The organism is Streptomyces narbonensis (assembly GCF_014649015.1).
Lineage (GTDB): Bacteria > Actinomycetota > Actinomycetes > Streptomycetales > Streptomycetaceae > Streptomyces > Streptomyces narbonensis.
In genome coordinates this window covers 1-15,870 of the sequence record NZ_BMSF01000034.1, presented here as the reverse complement: position 1 = coordinate 15,870, position 15,870 = coordinate 1, and the positions used below count along the sequence as shown (strand labels likewise).

12 protein-coding genes and 1 pseudogene are annotated in these 15,870 nt (G+C 72.4%); 4 read left to right on the top strand and 9 right to left on the bottom strand.

Annotation, left to right across the window (positions count from 1 at the left end):
* Positions 1–16: 16 nt before the first annotated feature.
* Positions 17–844 (bottom strand): sulfurtransferase, encoded by an 828-nt coding sequence (locus tag IE124_RS33490; protein WP_189513701.1) that lies wholly within the window; start codon positions 842–844, stop codon positions 17–19.
* A 169-nt stretch (positions 845–1,013) separates the two neighbouring features.
* On the opposite strand from IE124_RS33490, the gene IE124_RS33485 reads away from it, so the two are divergent.
* A complete protein-coding gene (locus IE124_RS33485; RefSeq protein ID WP_189513699.1) occupies positions 1,014–1,787 on the top strand; it encodes a VOC family protein in 774 nt (257 codons plus the stop codon).
* A gap of 46 nt (positions 1,788–1,833) precedes the next feature.
* Here the strand turns inward: IE124_RS33485 and IE124_RS33480 are convergent, their stop codons facing one another.
* The 4 genes from IE124_RS33480 to IE124_RS33465 form a co-directional block, all read right to left on the bottom strand.
* Complete coding sequence (locus IE124_RS33480) at positions 1,834–3,273, bottom strand: polysialyltransferase family glycosyltransferase (RefSeq protein WP_229833139.1); 1,440 nt, start codon at positions 3,271–3,273, stop codon at positions 1,834–1,836.
* 3 nt (positions 3,274–3,276) lie between these two features.
* Complete coding sequence (locus tag IE124_RS33475) at positions 3,277–4,242, bottom strand: glycosyltransferase family 2 protein (RefSeq protein ID WP_189513697.1); 966 nt, start codon at positions 4,240–4,242, stop codon at positions 3,277–3,279.
* A 51-nt stretch (positions 4,243–4,293) separates the two neighbouring features.
* Entirely contained in the window at positions 4,294–6,996 is a 2,703-nt protein-coding gene (locus IE124_RS33470; protein WP_189513695.1) for a YfhO family protein, read from the bottom strand.
* Positions 6,997–7,317: 321 nt separating this feature from the next.
* Complete coding sequence (locus IE124_RS33465; RefSeq protein ID WP_189513693.1) at positions 7,318–7,941, bottom strand: isochorismatase family protein; 624 nt, start codon at positions 7,939–7,941, stop codon at positions 7,318–7,320.
* A gap of 320 nt (positions 7,942–8,261) precedes the next feature.
* Between IE124_RS33465 and IE124_RS33460 the strand changes: the two genes are divergently transcribed.
* On the top strand, positions 8,262–8,951 hold the full coding sequence (locus tag IE124_RS33460; protein WP_189513691.1) for a TetR/AcrR family transcriptional regulator: 690 nt from the start codon (positions 8,262–8,264) through the stop codon (positions 8,949–8,951).
* Here the strand turns inward: IE124_RS33460 and IE124_RS33455 are convergent.
* On the bottom strand, positions 8,932–9,918 hold the full coding sequence (locus IE124_RS33455) for a helix-turn-helix domain-containing protein (RefSeq protein WP_189513689.1): 987 nt from the start codon (positions 9,916–9,918) through the stop codon (positions 8,932–8,934). The genes IE124_RS33460 and IE124_RS33455 overlap by 20 nt on opposite strands.
* A 123-nt stretch (positions 9,919–10,041) precedes the next feature.
* Here IE124_RS33455 and IE124_RS33450 point away from each other — a divergent pair, with 123 nt between their 5' ends.
* On the top strand, positions 10,042–11,070 hold the full coding sequence (locus IE124_RS33450) for a saccharopine dehydrogenase NADP-binding domain-containing protein (protein WP_189513687.1): 1,029 nt from the start codon (positions 10,042–10,044) through the stop codon (positions 11,068–11,070).
* A gap of 184 nt (positions 11,071–11,254) precedes the next feature.
* Here the strand turns inward: IE124_RS33450 and IE124_RS33445 are convergent, their stop codons facing one another.
* Both IE124_RS33445 and IE124_RS33440 read right to left on the bottom strand, forming a co-directional pair.
* Positions 11,255–12,490: a cytochrome P450 family protein gene (locus tag IE124_RS33445; RefSeq protein WP_189513685.1), complete on the bottom strand. Its 1,236-nt coding sequence runs from the start codon at positions 12,488–12,490 to the stop codon at positions 11,255–11,257.
* A 99-nt stretch (positions 12,491–12,589) separates the two neighbouring features.
* Positions 12,590–13,276, bottom strand: a complete 687-nt coding sequence (locus IE124_RS33440; RefSeq protein WP_189513683.1) for a ScbR family autoregulator-binding transcription factor — start codon at positions 13,274–13,276, stop codon at positions 12,590–12,592.
* Between the two features lie 258 nt (positions 13,277–13,534).
* Between IE124_RS33440 and IE124_RS33435 the strand changes: the two genes are divergently transcribed.
* The gene (locus tag IE124_RS33435; protein WP_189513681.1) at positions 13,535–15,466 is read left to right on the top strand and encodes an acyl-CoA dehydrogenase family protein; all 1,932 of its coding nucleotides are present in this window, start codon (positions 13,535–13,537) and stop codon (positions 15,464–15,466) included.
* An 83-nt stretch (positions 15,467–15,549) separates the two neighbouring features.
* Here IE124_RS33435 and IE124_RS33430 read toward each other — a convergent pair.
* A pseudogene (locus tag IE124_RS33430) lies at positions 15,550–15,870 on the bottom strand (2-oxoacid:ferredoxin oxidoreductase subunit beta); the annotation flags it as partial.

Sequence of the window (15,870 nt, the reverse complement as noted above, 5' to 3'; positions counted from 1 at the left end):
GGGCGTGGTCCCGGTCCTACTGCGGGTCCGGGCCCGTCGCCACCGGGCGGGCGGGGTCGCCGGACCACTCCGACCAGGAGCCGGCGTAGAGCGCCGCGGGGATGCCCGCGATCTCCAGGGCCAGGACCTGATGCGCGCCGGAGACGCCCGAGCCGCAGTAGACGGCGACCGGGGTGTCCTCGGCCGCGCCCAGGGCGGTGAAGCGGTCCCGCAGGGTGGCGGCGCCCAGGAAGCGGCCGTCCGTGTCCACGTTCTCCGTCGTCGGGGCCGACACCGCTCCCGGGATGTGCCCGCCGACGCGGTCGATCGGCTCCACGTCGCCCCGGTAGCGCTCCGCCGCCCGGGCGTCCAGGAGCAGCCCCGCACGGGCCAGCTCGGCCGCCCCGTCGGCGTCGAGCAGCCCCAGGGCGCCCGGCTCCGGCTGAAAGTCACCCGGCTCCGGCTCGGGGGACTTCTCGGAGAGCTCTCCCGTCCAGGCCGCGAGGCCTCCGTCCAGGACCCGCACGTCGGGGTGGCCCGTCCAGCGGAGCAGCCACCAGGCTCGGGCGGCCCCCCAGCCGAGGCCGCCGTCGTAGACGACCACGGGCCGGTCGGCCGAGACGCCCGCTCGGCGCATCGCGGCCCCGAAGGCCGCCACGTCGGGCAGCGGGTGCCGTCCGCCGCTCCCGGGCGGTCCCGCCAGTTCGGCGTCCAGGTCGACGTAGACCGCGCCGGGGAGGTGACCGGCCTCGTACGCGGGCCGTCCGGGCGGGCCGCCGAGCGTCCAGCGGACGTCCAGGAGGACCGGCGGCCGGGCCCCGGCCGACTCGCTCAGAAGTTCGCTTGCGGAGATGATGGGCTTCATGGGTGCCATCCTCGCGCAGCCGGCACGGCCGCGGAGGGACATCCCGGCGCCCTCGCGCCACAACGCGCCCCCCACGGTCGGTGCGGCCGGGACGCGCCGCCCGCCCGTCGGTGCGACCATCGGCCATGAGGCGGCACGGCCGCGACGATGGTCCGAGGAGAGAGTGACGATGACCGAGGCGACCCGGCACACACCCGGCACGCCCTGCTGGGTGAGTCTGATGGTGCACGGGCTTGAGGGGACACAGGAGTTCTACAACGCGCTCTTCGGGTGGGAGTTCCAGCCCGGTCCGCAGCACCTCGGCCCGTACGTCCGGGCACTGCTGGACGGCGAGGAGGTGGCGGGCATCGGCCAGCTGCCGCCCGACCGGCATCTGCCCATCGCCTGGACCCCCTACCTGGCCACCGACGACGCCGACGAGACCGCCGAGACGATCCGCTGCTGCGGCGGCACGGTCGCGGTCGGGCCGCTGGACGCGGGCGAGGCCGGCCGCCTGGCGCTCTGCTCCGACCCGGTCGGCGCGGTCTTCGGCATCTGGCAGGCGGAGGCACACCACGGCACGGCGACCGCCGGACCGCCCGGGACCCCCGTGTGGAACGAGCTCCTCACGTACGAGACGTCCTCGGTCGCCAAGTTCTACCGGTCGATCTTCGGCTACGAGGTGGAGCCGGTCGTCTCGGCCGACTTCGACTTCGCCACGCTCCACCTGGACGACCGCCCGGTGGCCTCCCTGCACGGCGTGGGGAACGCGCTGCCCCGGGAGCGGGGCGCGCACTGGATGACGTACTTCGAGGTCGAGGACACGGACGGGGCCGCACGTCTCGTCGCGGAGCTCGGCGGGCACGTGCTGAAGCCGCCGCGGGAGGGCACGGCGGGGCGCCAGGCCCTGGTGACGGACCCGGAGGGCGCGGTGTTCACGCTCGTCAGGTCCACCGACCATTGACCCGTCCCCCTGACCGGTCTCGCGCCGCCGTGCCCTGACTTCCCGGTCAGGTCCGGCGGGCCCTCGCGAAGCCTCTGCGGAACAGTGACGTGCCGGTGGCGGCGGCCGGGGCGGGGGCGGCCGTCGGCTCCGGCGCGGTGGGCTCCGGGGCGCCCGGGAGACCGAGCTGGGTCAGCCGCAGCTCGGTGAAGTGGTGCGCGATGCCCGGCTCCGCGTGGTGCTCGGCCAGGAAGCGTGTGGCCTCCTCGCGGAGCCCCGGATGGCTCTTGTGCCGCATGCAGTAGCCGACGGCCCGCACCAGGGGCGAGAGCGAGTCCGGAGCCGTGCCGGGGACCGCCGGCTCCTCGCCCGCCTCCAGGTCCGCGACCAGGTGGTCGACGACGGTGAGCGGGATCCGGTTGCTGTTCTCGAAGGGGGTGAGCCGTTCGAGGACCTCGACCGTGCCCACGCGGGCGATCGGGATGCCGTAGTAGACGGCGGCGGTGAGCATCGCCGTGGAGAAGCAGCCGACGACGAGCCGCGGCCGGCACCGCTCGTAGAAGGTCTCGGCCAGCAGCGGCCCGTCGAGCACCGTCAGCCGCACGCCGAGTTCCACGGCCTCCTCGTCGAGGGCCTGCGAGTAACGCACGGGTGCGGTCGGGTGCGGTTTGAAGACCACCGAGCGGTGTCCGGCGGCAGCCGCGCCCCGCAGCATCCGTACGTGCAGCTCCTCTTCCTCCTCGGCGGTGAGGAGTTTGAGGGCGGCGAGGTACTGGCCGAGCAGGAGCGCCGTCGGCTCGGCGGCGACGGCCCGCGCGATCGGCGAGTCCGCCTCCGCGCCCGCCCGCCCGTCGGCCAGGGACGCTTCGGCGATCTCGGCGAGCACCGCCCGGAAGGCGCTGTCGGGGACGATCTCGGGCTCGACCCCGTACTCGCTCAGGAGCAGGGGCCGCAGCCCCGGTACGAGGTCGAGGTGGAGGACCCGACGGATGCGGATGGCGATCGACTGCGCGAGGTCGGAGCGCGTCGGGCCGTAGCTCATGAGGCCGTCCGCGTAGACGTCGACCGAGCTCTCGGGGAAGGCGGCGGCCAGCGCCTTCGCCGGGTTGACCTGGATCGACTCGACGACCAGCTCGACCCGCGCCGTGCCGAGGTCCCAGGCGGTCCGCAGCACGCGCTGCCAGAGCGGGGTCTCCTCGGGCCGGGGCGCCCAGGTGGCGGGGTGGTACGGGTGGATCGTCTCGTTCCAGTCGAGCGTGCCGTCGAAGCGGGCGGCGATCCGCTCGTAACCGGTCATGGTCTCCAGGCGCAGCGCGGTCTCCGGGATCTCGGCGTTGTGCGAGATCAGCAGGAGGCGGCGGGCGTGCTCGCGGGGGCCGAACTGTCCGGCGTCCAGGGCGGCGGCGAGGGTGGCCGCGCCGTAGAGGGTGGACACCTGGAAGATCTGCACCCGTCGGGGGTCGGGGGCCGGGCCGGAGGCCATGGCGGAGTGCGTGTCGGGTGCCATGGGTCAGACGGTCCTTCCGGTTTCGCGCAGGCTCCGGAGGAGGGTGCTGCGCGGGGTGTCCATGGTGGTGAGGGTCTCGTCGAGGACCTGCTGCGGCATGCGGCGCAGGGCGTCTCCGACATCGGTGCGCAGCCGCGCGGCGACCTCGGGCTCGTACTTCCCGACCTTGCCCATGTGGAAGGCGATCATCGCGCAGTAGGTGCGGACGGCCTTCGGCAGGAAGCGGTCCGCCTCGGCGTCCCGGGAGACGTCGTCGAGCAGGAGGTCGTACGAGGTGATGAAGTCCAGCTGACGGTTGTCGGTGATCTGGGTGAGCGAGGTCGTGACGCCCCGGCGGTAGAACACACCGTGCAGGGAAAGCGCAGCGAACGTCCGGGCCTTGAGGTGGAGGCGCCAGATCCAGAGCCGGTCCTCGGCCGTTTTCAGCGAGGTCTCGAAACGCGAGGAGCCGTTCTCGAAGAGTCGTCCGCTGTAAATGCCGAAGGGAACGAAGGGATAGTCGACCATCGTCACCATGCTGGCGGGCGAGATGCCGTCCCTGGGGTCCATCACCGCGTCGCGGAGCTTGGCGGGGGCGTAGCGGATCTGCCGCTTCCGGCCTTCTGCCAGGACGTGGTCGGTGCGGGCGAAGTCGCAGTCCAGGCGGGAGATTCCGGCCACGGCGGCGCTCAGGTGGCCGGGCGCGTACCAGTCGTCGCCGTCCAGGAAGGTGAGGTAGTCGCCCCTCGCCGCGTCGATCCCGGTGTTGCGCGCCTGGGCGACGCCGAGATTCGTCTCGTGCCGGATGACGGTGGCGTTCGGGAGGCGGTCGCGCCAGCGGGCGAGGATTTCCGGGGTGTCGTCGGTCGAGCAGTCGTCGATCAGCAGGAACTCGAATTCCGGGTCCGCGTTGTTCGCGAGACTGCGCAGGGTGTCGGGCGCATAGGGCCCGACATTGTGGAACGGGACGACGACGGACAGCTTTGGCACTCGGAATCCCCACACTGAATCGAACAAGTAAACGCCGGTACGGCGGGCAGATTAGCCGTCCGCATTTCCGGCTGAACGATCCGCGGGTGCACTCCGGGTGAACTCTTGTCGTCTCCGGTGGAAACCCGCCGTCGCGGCCAGGGCGAGGAGCGCGGCCGCTCCCACGGCGCCGCCGAGACGGAGGCCCGGGGGCCGGAACGAGCAGCTCACCGTGGTCGCCCGCCCGTCGAGCGGGATGGCGACGAGCCCCTGGTACGCGCGGGCGGGTACGGCTTCCGCGTCGCCTGCGGCGCAGCGCCAGCCGGAGATGCGGGGCGCGGCGAGCACGGCCACTCCCGTGCTGCCCGGGGGCAGTTCGGCCGTGACGCCGTGGCCGCCGGCGCTCACGCGGGCGGCGCCGTCGGCGGTGAGTCGGCGTACGGCGGAGTCGAGCCGCGCCCGGACGAGGCAGCCGACGGGTTGCCGGGGCAGCCTGATCCCTGCCTTATCGGGCAGCAGGTCGACGCTCACCTCGCCGGAGGCGGGCACGGTCCCGAGGGCCTGCATGGGCGCGCGTACGGCGGGAGGCCTGCCGTCGAAGTCGACGGTGGCCGGCCCCTCCCGCTCCCTCACGCTCACGCTCACGGCGCTCGTCCCCTCCACCATCCTCACGGCGCTCGTCCCCTTCCCCGCGAGCGTCGCCGTGCCCTCGTAGTCGGGGGCCCAGAGCCAGACCTCGGAGCCCGCCGGGCAGCGGGCGGTGAGGGTGCGTCCGGTGCGGCGCGCGTCCCGCGGCAGCTCGTACACCGAGGAGCCGAGGAGGAGTTCCTGGCGGACGAAGGCGGAGTCCCCCGGCCACGGGGCACGTGCAGGGCGGGGCCGGACGGTCACCAGGGGCGGCACGGGTGTCGTCGTGACGGTGACCCGTGCGCGGGGCCGTGCGTCCTGGCGTACCGGCTCCGTGGGCTCCGAGCGCAGCCGGGTGCCGATGGAGAAGAGGGCGTCGGTCACGGGGTTGTCGAGGGTGACCGGGTGCCGGCCCTTGGCGTAGTGGCCGAAGCCCAGGGAGGTGAGGGTGGAGGAGGTCACGTCGGCGGTGAGGCTGCTGTAGTAGTCGGCGCCCTGGCCTCCGACGAGCAGGACGTCGTTGCCGCCGGGCACCTCTCCGGGCTCCGTGCGGTGGCGGGGCCAGGCGTCCGCGCGGGCGACCTCGCGTGCGGCGGCCGCGTGCCAGGGGCCGGTCAGGGGCGACCAGGAGACCTCGTTCCGCTGCCGCTCCTCGATCCGCTTCCCGGTGACGACCGTCTCGCCGGCCTGGGCGGCGACGAAGAGGACGACTGCCGCGGCGGAGAGGGCGGGGAGAGCGGAGATGGCGGGGAGGGCGGGGAGGGCGGGGAGGGCGGCCGCCTTCCGGCGGGCGGGGAGGGCGGCGAGGAGGGCCGCCGCCAGCGACAGGGTCGCGGCGGCGAGGAACGCGGGGAAGGTCCACGCGTCGATCTCGACGCTGCCCCGGGCCGCCCACGCCAGGGTCCCGAGCAGTGCGCCGCCCGCGAGGAGCGCGCTCGGCCGGGGCACTCCGCGGGCGACCGACAGCCATGCGGCGATCAGCAGGAGGCCGCTCAGGACGAAGGTCTGACGGTACGGATTGCCGTTGGGCGAGGCGCCCGCGTGCCAGAGGAGATGGGTGGGCTCCCACTGGAGCGAGAGCGTCGCGAGGACCACCGCCGCCGTCCAGCCGGCCCGGACGCGCGGGGCGACGGCCCGGTTGAAGGGCAGGGTCAGCGCGAGGGCCAGGGCGGGCGTGCCGATGAAGAGGGCGGGGCTGGTCACCCCCTCGGTGGCGGGCAGGAACCGGGCGAGGAGATCCGTCCAGGCGGCGGGCGCGAAGGTGGTCACGGGGGTCGGGTCGGCGACCTTGGTGCCGAGGAAGACGACCACGACGAGCGGTGCGGCGAGGCCGATGCCGATGAGCACGCTGCGCGTGGCCCGGAGGGTCCCGGCGATCCGCTGACGGGCGGTCACGGCTTCGTCCGACGCGAGGAGCCTGACGGCGAGGAAGGCGGCCGCGCCGAGGGTGGCCATGTAGGCGGTGTAGAAGTTGGCGATCCAGGCCAGGGCGACGATCACGGGGCCGAGGACGGGCCGGCGGCCGGCGGGGGCCCACTCGGCGACGAGACAGAGCAGCGGAAAGGCGAGGAGCCCGTCGAGCCACATGGGGACGGTGGCGCCGTGGTTGAGGGTCCAGCCGGAGAGGACGTACGCGGTGCCGAGCACGGCGGCGACGGGCCAGGGGCCGGGGCGCAGCCGTACGAGCAGCAGCGCCGCCGCGCCGGCGGCGGCGCTGATCTTGGCGGCCGTGACGACGTACAGGGCGAGCTCGATCCGGTCCGCCGGGAAGGCCATGACCAGCAGGCCGAAGGGGCTGCTCAGGTAGGTGCCGATGTCGCCGAGGAAGTTGGAGCCGAAGCCTGAGTTCCAGTTGAGGAAGGCGTCGCCGTGCGTCTCGCCGAGGAGCAGGGCGCGCCAGTACGCGTGGAACGGCAGGTACTGCTGGCCGAGGTCGACGACGTTCCTGGTCACGGGCCCGAAGGGGTACGTGCGGGACAGTGCGGTCGCGAGGCAGAGCAGTACGGCGGTGAACAGGGAGGCGGCGAGCGCGGCGGCGCCGGCCGGGCCCGGTCGGCGCCACGGCCGAGGGCCCGGCCGGCGCCGGGCCCCGCCGTCCCCCTCCTCGCCGTCGACCTCGTCGAGCACGGTCTCGGCGGCGGGGGGCACACGTCCTCCAGGGGGCGCACGGAGCAGGAACGCCCGGGGGTGGAGTCGTCACGGGCCGACCGCCATTACCGCCGAGGCGGGCGACCCGTAACCGATCATCAGGCGGTTTTCCGGTACACCCCGGGTGAACTCCCGGTGCGGTCGGTGATTTCGTGGGTGGGCCGCGCGTGGGTCGGCTATGGGCGGCTCGGCGGTGGGTGTTGTGGGTCGGCTATGGGCGGCTCGGCGGTGGGTGTTGTGGGTCGGCTATGGGTGGATCGGCGGTGGGTGTTGTGGGTCGGCTATGGGTGGATCGGCTGTCCTGGGTCGGCCGTGCCCGGGTCAGCCGGCCTGGGTCAGGGCCACGAGCTCGTCGACCGTGCGGGCGACCGTGCCGAAGAGGTCGGAGACCGTCGCCAGGCTCGCGGCCTGCAGCGCGTCCGAGGCGAGGACGGTGCCGTCCGGGGCGGCGAGGGGGCGGGTGGCGGTGGCCTCGGCGACCACGGTCGGGCGGTAGCCGAGGTTGAAGGCTCCCTGCGCGGTGAAGAGGACGCACATGTGCGTCATGAACCCGGCGATGACGAGGTCGGCGCCGGCGCCTACGCCGAGGCCCTTGAGGGTCTGCTCCAGGTCCGTGGCGTGGAAGGCGTTCGGGACCTGCTTGACGACGACCTTCTCGCCCTCGACCGGGGCGACTTCGGTGCTGATCGAGCCGATCTCGGCCCTGATGTCGTAGGGGGTGCCCTCGCCCCCGTCGTTGACGACGTGCACGACGGGCGTGCCGGCCGCGCGGGCCGCCGCGAGCAGCCGGGCTCCGGCGGCCACGGCCTCCTCGGCCCCGTCGAGCAGCATGACGCCGGTGCGGTAGGTGTTCTGGAAGTCGATCATGATCAGGATGGACTCGGCCAGGCGCGGGAGGTCCTGGGGCAGGCCGATCACATCGCGCAGGGTGGTGGAAGCGGTCATCGGAGGTTGTTCCTTCCGTTCGTTGGTCACGGGACGAGGGGGCGCCGAGCGCCTACGAGAGGTCCTTCTCGGTGCCGTCGGGCGCGAGGTCGACGAGGGTCAGCGGCGCGCGCAGGAACGTCGAACGGTTCATCGGGGATTACCGGCTCTCTGGTGGCGAACGGGCGACGGCGTCCCGGAGGGCGGCCACCCCCCGGGGCGTTCATCACGCTAACACATCTCGTAATCACCGATAACAACGAGGCGGCGGGAACGGCCCCAGCGGCCTCGGGCGACGCAAACCCCCAGGTCCCGGTGTTAGCGCTGTTATCGTGGGAGCCATGTCGACGGCACGAGAGCGCATCCTGGAAGCGACCGAGGAACTGCTCGCCGGCAAGGACGCCCTGGCCATCTCGACCCGGGCCATCTGCGACCGGGCGAAGGTCGGCATGCCCGAGATCTACCGCCAGTTCGGCGACAAGCAGGGACTGCTGACCGCCGTCGCCGACATCGGCTTCGAGCGCTTCCTCGCCGCCAAGAGGCGCAATCCGCTCACCGACGATCCCGTGGCGGACCTGCGGACGGCCTGGGACAGCCACGTCGCGTTCGCGCTGCGGAACCCTTACCTGTACCGCCTGATGTTCACGCCGACGGGCGACGCCAAGCCGCAGGCGATCAAGGAGGCGCAGGCCATCCTCCTGACGGCCGTGGAGCGCTGCCGGGACGCCGGACGGCTGCGCATGGCCCCCGAGCTGGCCGGACAGTCGATCCTCGCCGCCAATGTGGGCGTGTGCATGATGGCGCTGTCGTTCCCCGAGCTGTTCGCGGACGACGCGATCTCGTGGGCGGTGCGCGACGCCGTGATCGGCAAGGCCACCGGGGACGAGCGCGAGGACTCCCGGATCGGCACCGCGACGGTCCTCGCCCAGGCCCTGGTCGGGACCCTCACGGGCACGGCGCCCGTCGACGGAGCAGCCCTCGACCGAATGGCCCGTGCGCTGACTCCGCCGGTCACACCCCCGGAGGCGTAAGGGAGCCGAGGCCGGACCCTTCGGGGCGCGACCGTGCGCGGAAGGTGCGGCGGTACGTGTCCGGGGGCACCCCGACCGTGCGGTTGAAGTGCCGGCGCAGCGTCGTGGCGGTGCCCATGCCGGTGGCCGTCGCGATGGCCTCGACGCTGTCGTCGGTGGCCTCCAGCAACTCCTGGGCCCGGCGGATGCGTTGCGTCAGCAGCCACTGCAGCGGGGTGGTGCCGGTCGCCGCCCTGAAGTGGCGCCCCAGGTTGCGCGAGCTCATGCGCGCCCGGCGGGCCAGGTCCTCCACGGTCAGCGGCCGGTCGAGGCGCTCGACGACCCAGGGCAGCAGGGCTGTGAGCGGGTGGTCGTCCTGGGCGGGCACGGGGGCGGTGACGAACTGGGCCTGCCCGCCGGCCCGGTGCGGGGGCACGACCAGGCGGCGGGCGACCGTGTTGGCGACCGCCGAGCCGTGGTCGAGGCGGACCAGGTGCAGGCACAGGTCCATCGCGGCGGCCTTGCCGGCGGACGTGAGCACGGTGCCGTTGTCCACGTAGAGCACGTCCGGGTCCACCTCGACCCGGGGGTGGCGGGCGGCGAGGGCCCGGGTGTGTGCCCAGTGCGTGGTCGCGCGCCGCCCGTCGAGGAGCCCGGCTGCGGCGAGGACGAACGCGCCCGTGCACAGGGAGGCCACCCGCGCGCCCGCCTCGTGGGCCGCGCGTACGGCGTCGACGAGCTCGGCGGGCGGTGCCACGTCGACGTCGGCCCAGCCGGGGACGATCACCGTGTCGGCGTACGGGAGGCGGTCGAGCCCGAGGTCGGGCTCCAGCCGGAACCTGCCGACCCGCACGGCGCCGGGCCCGTGGACGGCGAAGTCGTACCAGGGGTCGACCAGATGGGCCAGGTCGGAGCCGAAGACCTCGAACGCCACGGAGAGTTCGAAGTGCAGCATTCCCTCGGTGACGGCGAGCGCGACGGTCCTCATGTCCGTAATTGTACGCAGCATGGCGTTCCGGACACTCACGCCGGGCACTCACCACCGCGCAGGATGTTCACAGTTGAACGAACGGGAACGGCAAGAGCGGTAAGCGAGCGGCGGGAGAAGTCGATGGCGGCAGGTCAGGCGGTTGCGGTGTTCGGTGCCTACGGGCACACCGGACGGTTCGTGGTGGCGGAGTTGCTGGACCGGGGGTTCGCGCCGATCCTCACCGGGCGCGACTCGGAGAAGCTGGCGGCGCTCGGCGCGTCCCACCCGGGGCTCGCCGTCCGGCCGGCCACGGTCGACGACGCCGCCTCGCTGGACCGCGCCCTGGCCGGCGCGGCCGCCGTGATCAACGCCGCCGGACCCTTCGCCTCGACGGCGGCCCCCGTGATCGAGGCGGCCCTGCGCGCCGGGATCCCGTACGTGGACGTGGCCGCCGAACTCGAGGCCAACGCCGACACGTTCGCGCGGTTCACGGAGCGCGCCGACGAGGCCGGCACGGTCGTGATCCCGGCGATGGCCTTCTTCGGCGGCCTGGGCGACCTGCTGGTCACGGCGGCGATGGGCGACTGGACCTCGGCCGACGAGGCCCATGTCGCGTACGCGCTGAGCAGCTGGCACCCCACCGCGGGAACCCGCAGCGCGGGCACCGTCTCCCGGAAGCGCAGGGAGGGCCGGCGGGCCGTGTTCAGCGAGGGCCGGATGCAGTACCGCGACGACGCTCCGCCGACGACGACCTGGTCCTTCCCCGAACCGGTCGGTGTCCGATCCGTGATCGGCGAGTTCACCATGGCCGATGTCGTCACCGTCCCGAGCCACCTGGCCGTCCCCGAGGTGCGCACCTACATGACGGTCGAGGCGGCGAAGGACGTGGTGGCCCCGGAGACGCCGGCGCCGACGGCGGCCGACGGGTCCGGTCGCTCGGACCAGACCTTCCTCGTCGACGTCGTCGTACGCTCCGGCGGCGAGGAGCGGCGCGCCACGGCGAGCGGCCGGGACATCTACGCCTTCAGCGCGCCGCTCGCGGTGGAGGCGGTCGACCGCGTCCTCACCGGCCGGACCCGGACGATCGGTGTCGCCTCCGCGGGTGCGGTCTTCGACGCGCCCGACTTCCTCCGCGCGCTGACCGAGCGGGCGTCGCTGTCCCTCACGTGACGGTCCGGGCTCTCCTCGCCGCGGGCCACCGGCCGACCGGCGCATGCCCGACGAGGAGTTCACCTGCCGTTAACAAACCGCGTGCTCGGTTTACCAGCCGGAGGTCGGCCGATCCGGACGCCGACCCGGAGCCGTCCCGGGCCCGGACCTGGACGCATGACCGTCGGGAGCGCGCGGATCACGGTCAGCCGGCCACCGGGTCCAGGTAGAGGGGCAGCGAGCTGTATCCGTTGACGATGAAGGACCCCATCGGGTCGAGCTCCTCCACCGGGCGGGCCATCGCCATCCGCGGGAAGCGCTCCACGATACGGGCCAGCGCGACGGAGGCCTCCAGCCGGGCCAGCGGGGCTCCGACACAGTGGTGGACGCCGTGCCCGAAGCCCAGGTTGTCGCGGCGGCCCGGACGCATCAGGTCGAAGGAGGCGGCGTCGGCCCCGTGGTGTTCCGCATCGATCCCGGGGGCGGCGAAGGACACCACGATGGGGTCGCCCCTCTTGATCGCCACACCGTCCAGGTCGATGTCCTCCACGGCGAAGCGCATGGGCGAGAAGGCCGCCGGGTTGTGGGTCCTCATGGTCTCGGCGATGACGTCGTCCCAGTCCGCCCGGCCCGCCCGGACGTGCTCCAGCTGCTCGGGGCGGGTCAGCAGGGCGGCGAGGGCGTTGACGATCAGCGTGCAGGTCGTCTCCTGCCCTGCCGCGATCATGAGGTAGAGGGTGCCGAGGAGTTCCTGCTCCTGGAGCCGGCGGCCGTTGTCGCGGATCTCGATCAGGGCGGACGTCAGGTCGTCACCGGGTGCCGACCGCTTCTCCTGGACGATCTTCCCCAGGATCCCGAAGACCCGCAGCCGCGCCGCCTCCATCTCCTCGCCGCTGACGGTGGTGTCGAAGACGGTGTCCAGGGCGGAGCAGAGGGGGTTCGTGTCGGCTTCCGAGACCCCGAACAGTTCACAGATGACCCGTACGGGCAGGATCTTGGCGAACACCGCCCGCAGATCGGTCTGTTCGTCGCCGGGCAGCAGCTCCAGGCCGTCCAGCAGTTCTTCGACGATCGCCTCCACTCGCGGGCGGAGCGCCTCCGTGCGGCGGGCTGTGAACGCTCCCGCGACCAGGCGGCGGAGGCGGGAGTGGTCCTCGCCGTAGGCGAAGAGCATGTTCTCGTTCGCCACCCAGGGGTAGAGGGGCCACTGCTCGGTGATGCGTCCCTCGCGGAATGCCGGCCAGTGCCTACGGGCGTCCTTGGAGACGCGCGGGTCTCCGAGGACCTGCTTGATGTACCGCTGCCGGGTGACCGCCCAGGCGAGCACTCCCCCGGGCAGTTCCACCTCCACCGCGGCACCCTGCCCCTGCAACATGACGGCCTCGCCCGCGAGGTCACGTCCCAGGACGTCGAGTGCGTAAGGGCATGCAGGTGCTGTCATCGTGCTGTCCCCGTTCGTGTTGGTGTGGTGTGAGCGCGATCCGGTACGGACACTCCGCCTTCGGCGCGGGAGTCCCCGTGACGGATCGCGCCGACCGGCTCACGGTGAGGCGAGCTCGGCCTTCTCGTCCCGTAGTCGTACGACTTCCTCGAACACCTCCGCGCCTCGCCCCACGTCGAACTGGAGGCGGGCGAGGACCGCGGGCGCCGCGATGGCCGCCATGAGGTTCTGATAGAGGTCGACGACCCGCTCCGGCATGTCCTCGCGCTCCGTCATGATGTTCGACAGCACCTGGACTCCGGTGAAGGCGCCGACGGCGAGCTTGGTGATGGCCTCCACGTCGATGTGCGGCAGGATCTCCCCCGCCTGCTTGGCCTCTTCGAAGAGGCCCTGGGTGTGATCGAGCCACCGCTGCATCGGCACGCGCCGGTCCAGCCCGTCCTTGCTCGACCCCTGGTCCACGGTCAGGCGCACGCTGCCGCTGACGATCGGATCACCCGTCTCCTTCTGGAGGAGATGGGCCATCAGCATCGCCTCGTCCATGGACTGCTGCAGCTTCAGTTCCCGTGCGGGAACCGCCGGCAGGGCGTCGACCTGTGCGTCCAGGACGCCCTGAGCCAGATCCTTCTTGGACGGGAAGTGGAAGTAGAGGGCGCCCTTGGTCACGCCGGACTGGGTGAGGATGTCGGAGATCGACGCCGCGTCGTACCCGACCTGATCGAAGACCTCCGCAGCCGCCACCAGCACCGCCTGGCGCGTTCTTACAGCCCGTTCCTGCCGTACCACAGCCCACCTCCAGAGAAAGAAACCATCCGGTATCAATCTTACTCAGGCCTGACGGACCCTTACTGGGCAAACAACCAGTCACCATAAACGCCCCAAACAGGCACTTATGGGCACCCAATGGTCACGGAGCGCTGCGGGCAACCTCAGGATAAAACCAGTCAGCCGGTTTTTCAAGCGTGTCCTGCAGTTGATTAAACCGGTTGGTAGGTATTTTATGGTCCCATCAATGCTGACAGTGTTCAGAGGGGGACTTTGATCATGAGCATCCTGACCTTCCGTGCCGAGCATCCGGCGCGGGAAGCGGAGCCGAAGCCATTACCCGAACAGCGTCGCCCGGAGCGCCGCACGAACGTCCAGCCGGTCGCCGGCGCCTCTCGTCTCCAGCAGGAACTGACCCACCTGCTCTTCGACCAGGAGGACCGGAACCGCGTCCACGGCGCGTGGCGGCAACTGCTCGCCGCCAAGGAGTTCCGTCACCGCGCCGAGCTGTCACCCGGTGCCCGCACGGCCCTCGCGTACGAGCGCCTGCGCATGGTCAACACCCGCGTCGACTCTCCCCTGGACCTCGCCGGGGACGTACGGTCGCTCGCCGCTCTGCACGAGTGGGTCGGGGTCGCGGACGGGGGCGTGTGCACCCTCGCCAGCATCCACTACAACCTGTTCCTGGGCAGCCTGCTGGACCACCGGAACGGCACCGGCGGGCGCGACCTCTCCGAGTTCACCGCGATGCGCAGCACCGGAACGTTTCTCTGTACGGAGCTGGACCACGGCAACGACGCCGCGGCGCTCCGGACGACCGCCACGCTGGACCCGGAGACGGGTGGCTTCATCCTTCACACGCCGACGCCCGGCGCCCAGAAGTTCATGCCGAACACGAGCCTGGCCGGCGGGCCCAAGAGCGCCGTCGTCGCCGCCCGCCTCATAATCGACGGTGAGGACCAGGGGGTCTTCCTCTTCCTCACCCGGCTGAGCGACCGGAACGGCCACCTTCCCGGCGTCCACGTCCGCAAGCTCCCCGACCGCACCGGCACCCCCGTGGACCACTGCCTCACCGCCTTCGAGCACGTGAGGATCCCCCGCGAGGCCCTGCTGGAGGGAGCCCACGGCCGCCTCGACGGCGAAGGCCGTCTGGACAGCGAAATCGGCAGCGCGCGCAAGCGTTTCCTGCAGTCGGTCGGCCGTGTCACCGCCGGAAAGCTCTGTATGAGCGCCGGCACTCTGGGTATGTCCCGCGCGGCCCTGGCCATCGCCGTACGCCACGCCCACTCGCGATACATCAGCGGCCCGAAGCTCGGTGAGCGCGTCCCCCTGGCGGCGCACCGCAGCCACCACGGCCGGCTCCTCCACAGCCTCGCCACGGCCTACGCGATGACCTTCCTCCACCGCGCGACCGTGTCCCGCTGGACGGAGCACGCGCCCGAGGAGCGGGCGGACGTGGAGCGGCTCGTCGCCATCGTGAAGGGCTGGATCACCTGGCAGGCCCGGGCCCTGACGACCGAGGCCCGCGAGCGCTGCGGGGCGCAGGGCTTCTTCCCCGTCAACGGCATCTCCGAGCTGACCCAGAACATCGAGGGCGGGATCACCGCCGAGGGGGACAACCTCGTCATCTGGGTGAAGGCAGGATCCGAGATGCTCTTCGGGCAGGAGGTGGAGCGCGGTGCCGACCACCCCGACCTGCCCTCCGACATGTCGCTGACGAGCCTTCCCTGCCTCCGCGACCTCCTCACCGAGGTCGTGGCGCTCTGGCAGGCGCGGGCTCGTACGGCACTGCGTCAGGGGCCCAAGGGCGACCCGCTCGGCCGGTGGAACGAGGCGTCCGGCCCCGCCCTGAAGATGGTCTCGGCCTTTGCCGGCCTCAAGGCAGCCGACGCGTTCATCGAGGCGGTGGCCCAGGCGGAGAGCGACGAGACGCGCGCGCTCCTCGAGCAGCTGTGCCGGCTGTTCCTGCTCCGTCAGATCGACGGTCACACGGGGGATCTGCTCGCGGAGGGCCATGTGAGCGCTGATCACGTCCGCGCGCTCCCCCACCTCGTCAACGGGGTCGTCGCCGGTCTGGCCCCCCACATGGCGGCCTTGGCCGATGCCTTCGACCTGCCGTCCGAGTACCTCGGAGCCCTCCCGATCGCCGCCGACCGGCGGCTCGGGGACGCAGCGGACGAGTGGGCCCGCCCGGACCCCCTCTGGCACTGACACGTCCAGGAGCGGACCACCGCTCCAACGCCGGCCGGGGCCCCTTCGCCAGGGGCCCCGGCCGGGCGGTTCTCGGACAGGCCCTAGCCGACGACCGTCCAGGTGTCGCCGCCCGCGAGCAGGGCTCGCAGGTCGCCCTTGCCGTGCTGCTCGACGGCGGCGTCGAGCTGGTCGGACATCTGGGTGTCGTAGACCGGCCGGTCGACACTGCGCAGCACGCCGATGGGGGTGTGGTGCAGGGTGTCGGGGTCGGCGAGCCGGGACAGGGCGAAGGCCGTGGTCGGGGACTTGGCGTGGGCGTCGTGGACGAGGATCCGCGACTCGTTCTCGGGGGTGACCATGACGACCTGGAGGTCGCCGGTGGCCGGGTCGCGGACGACGCCCTTGTCGAGCTCGGCGCCGAA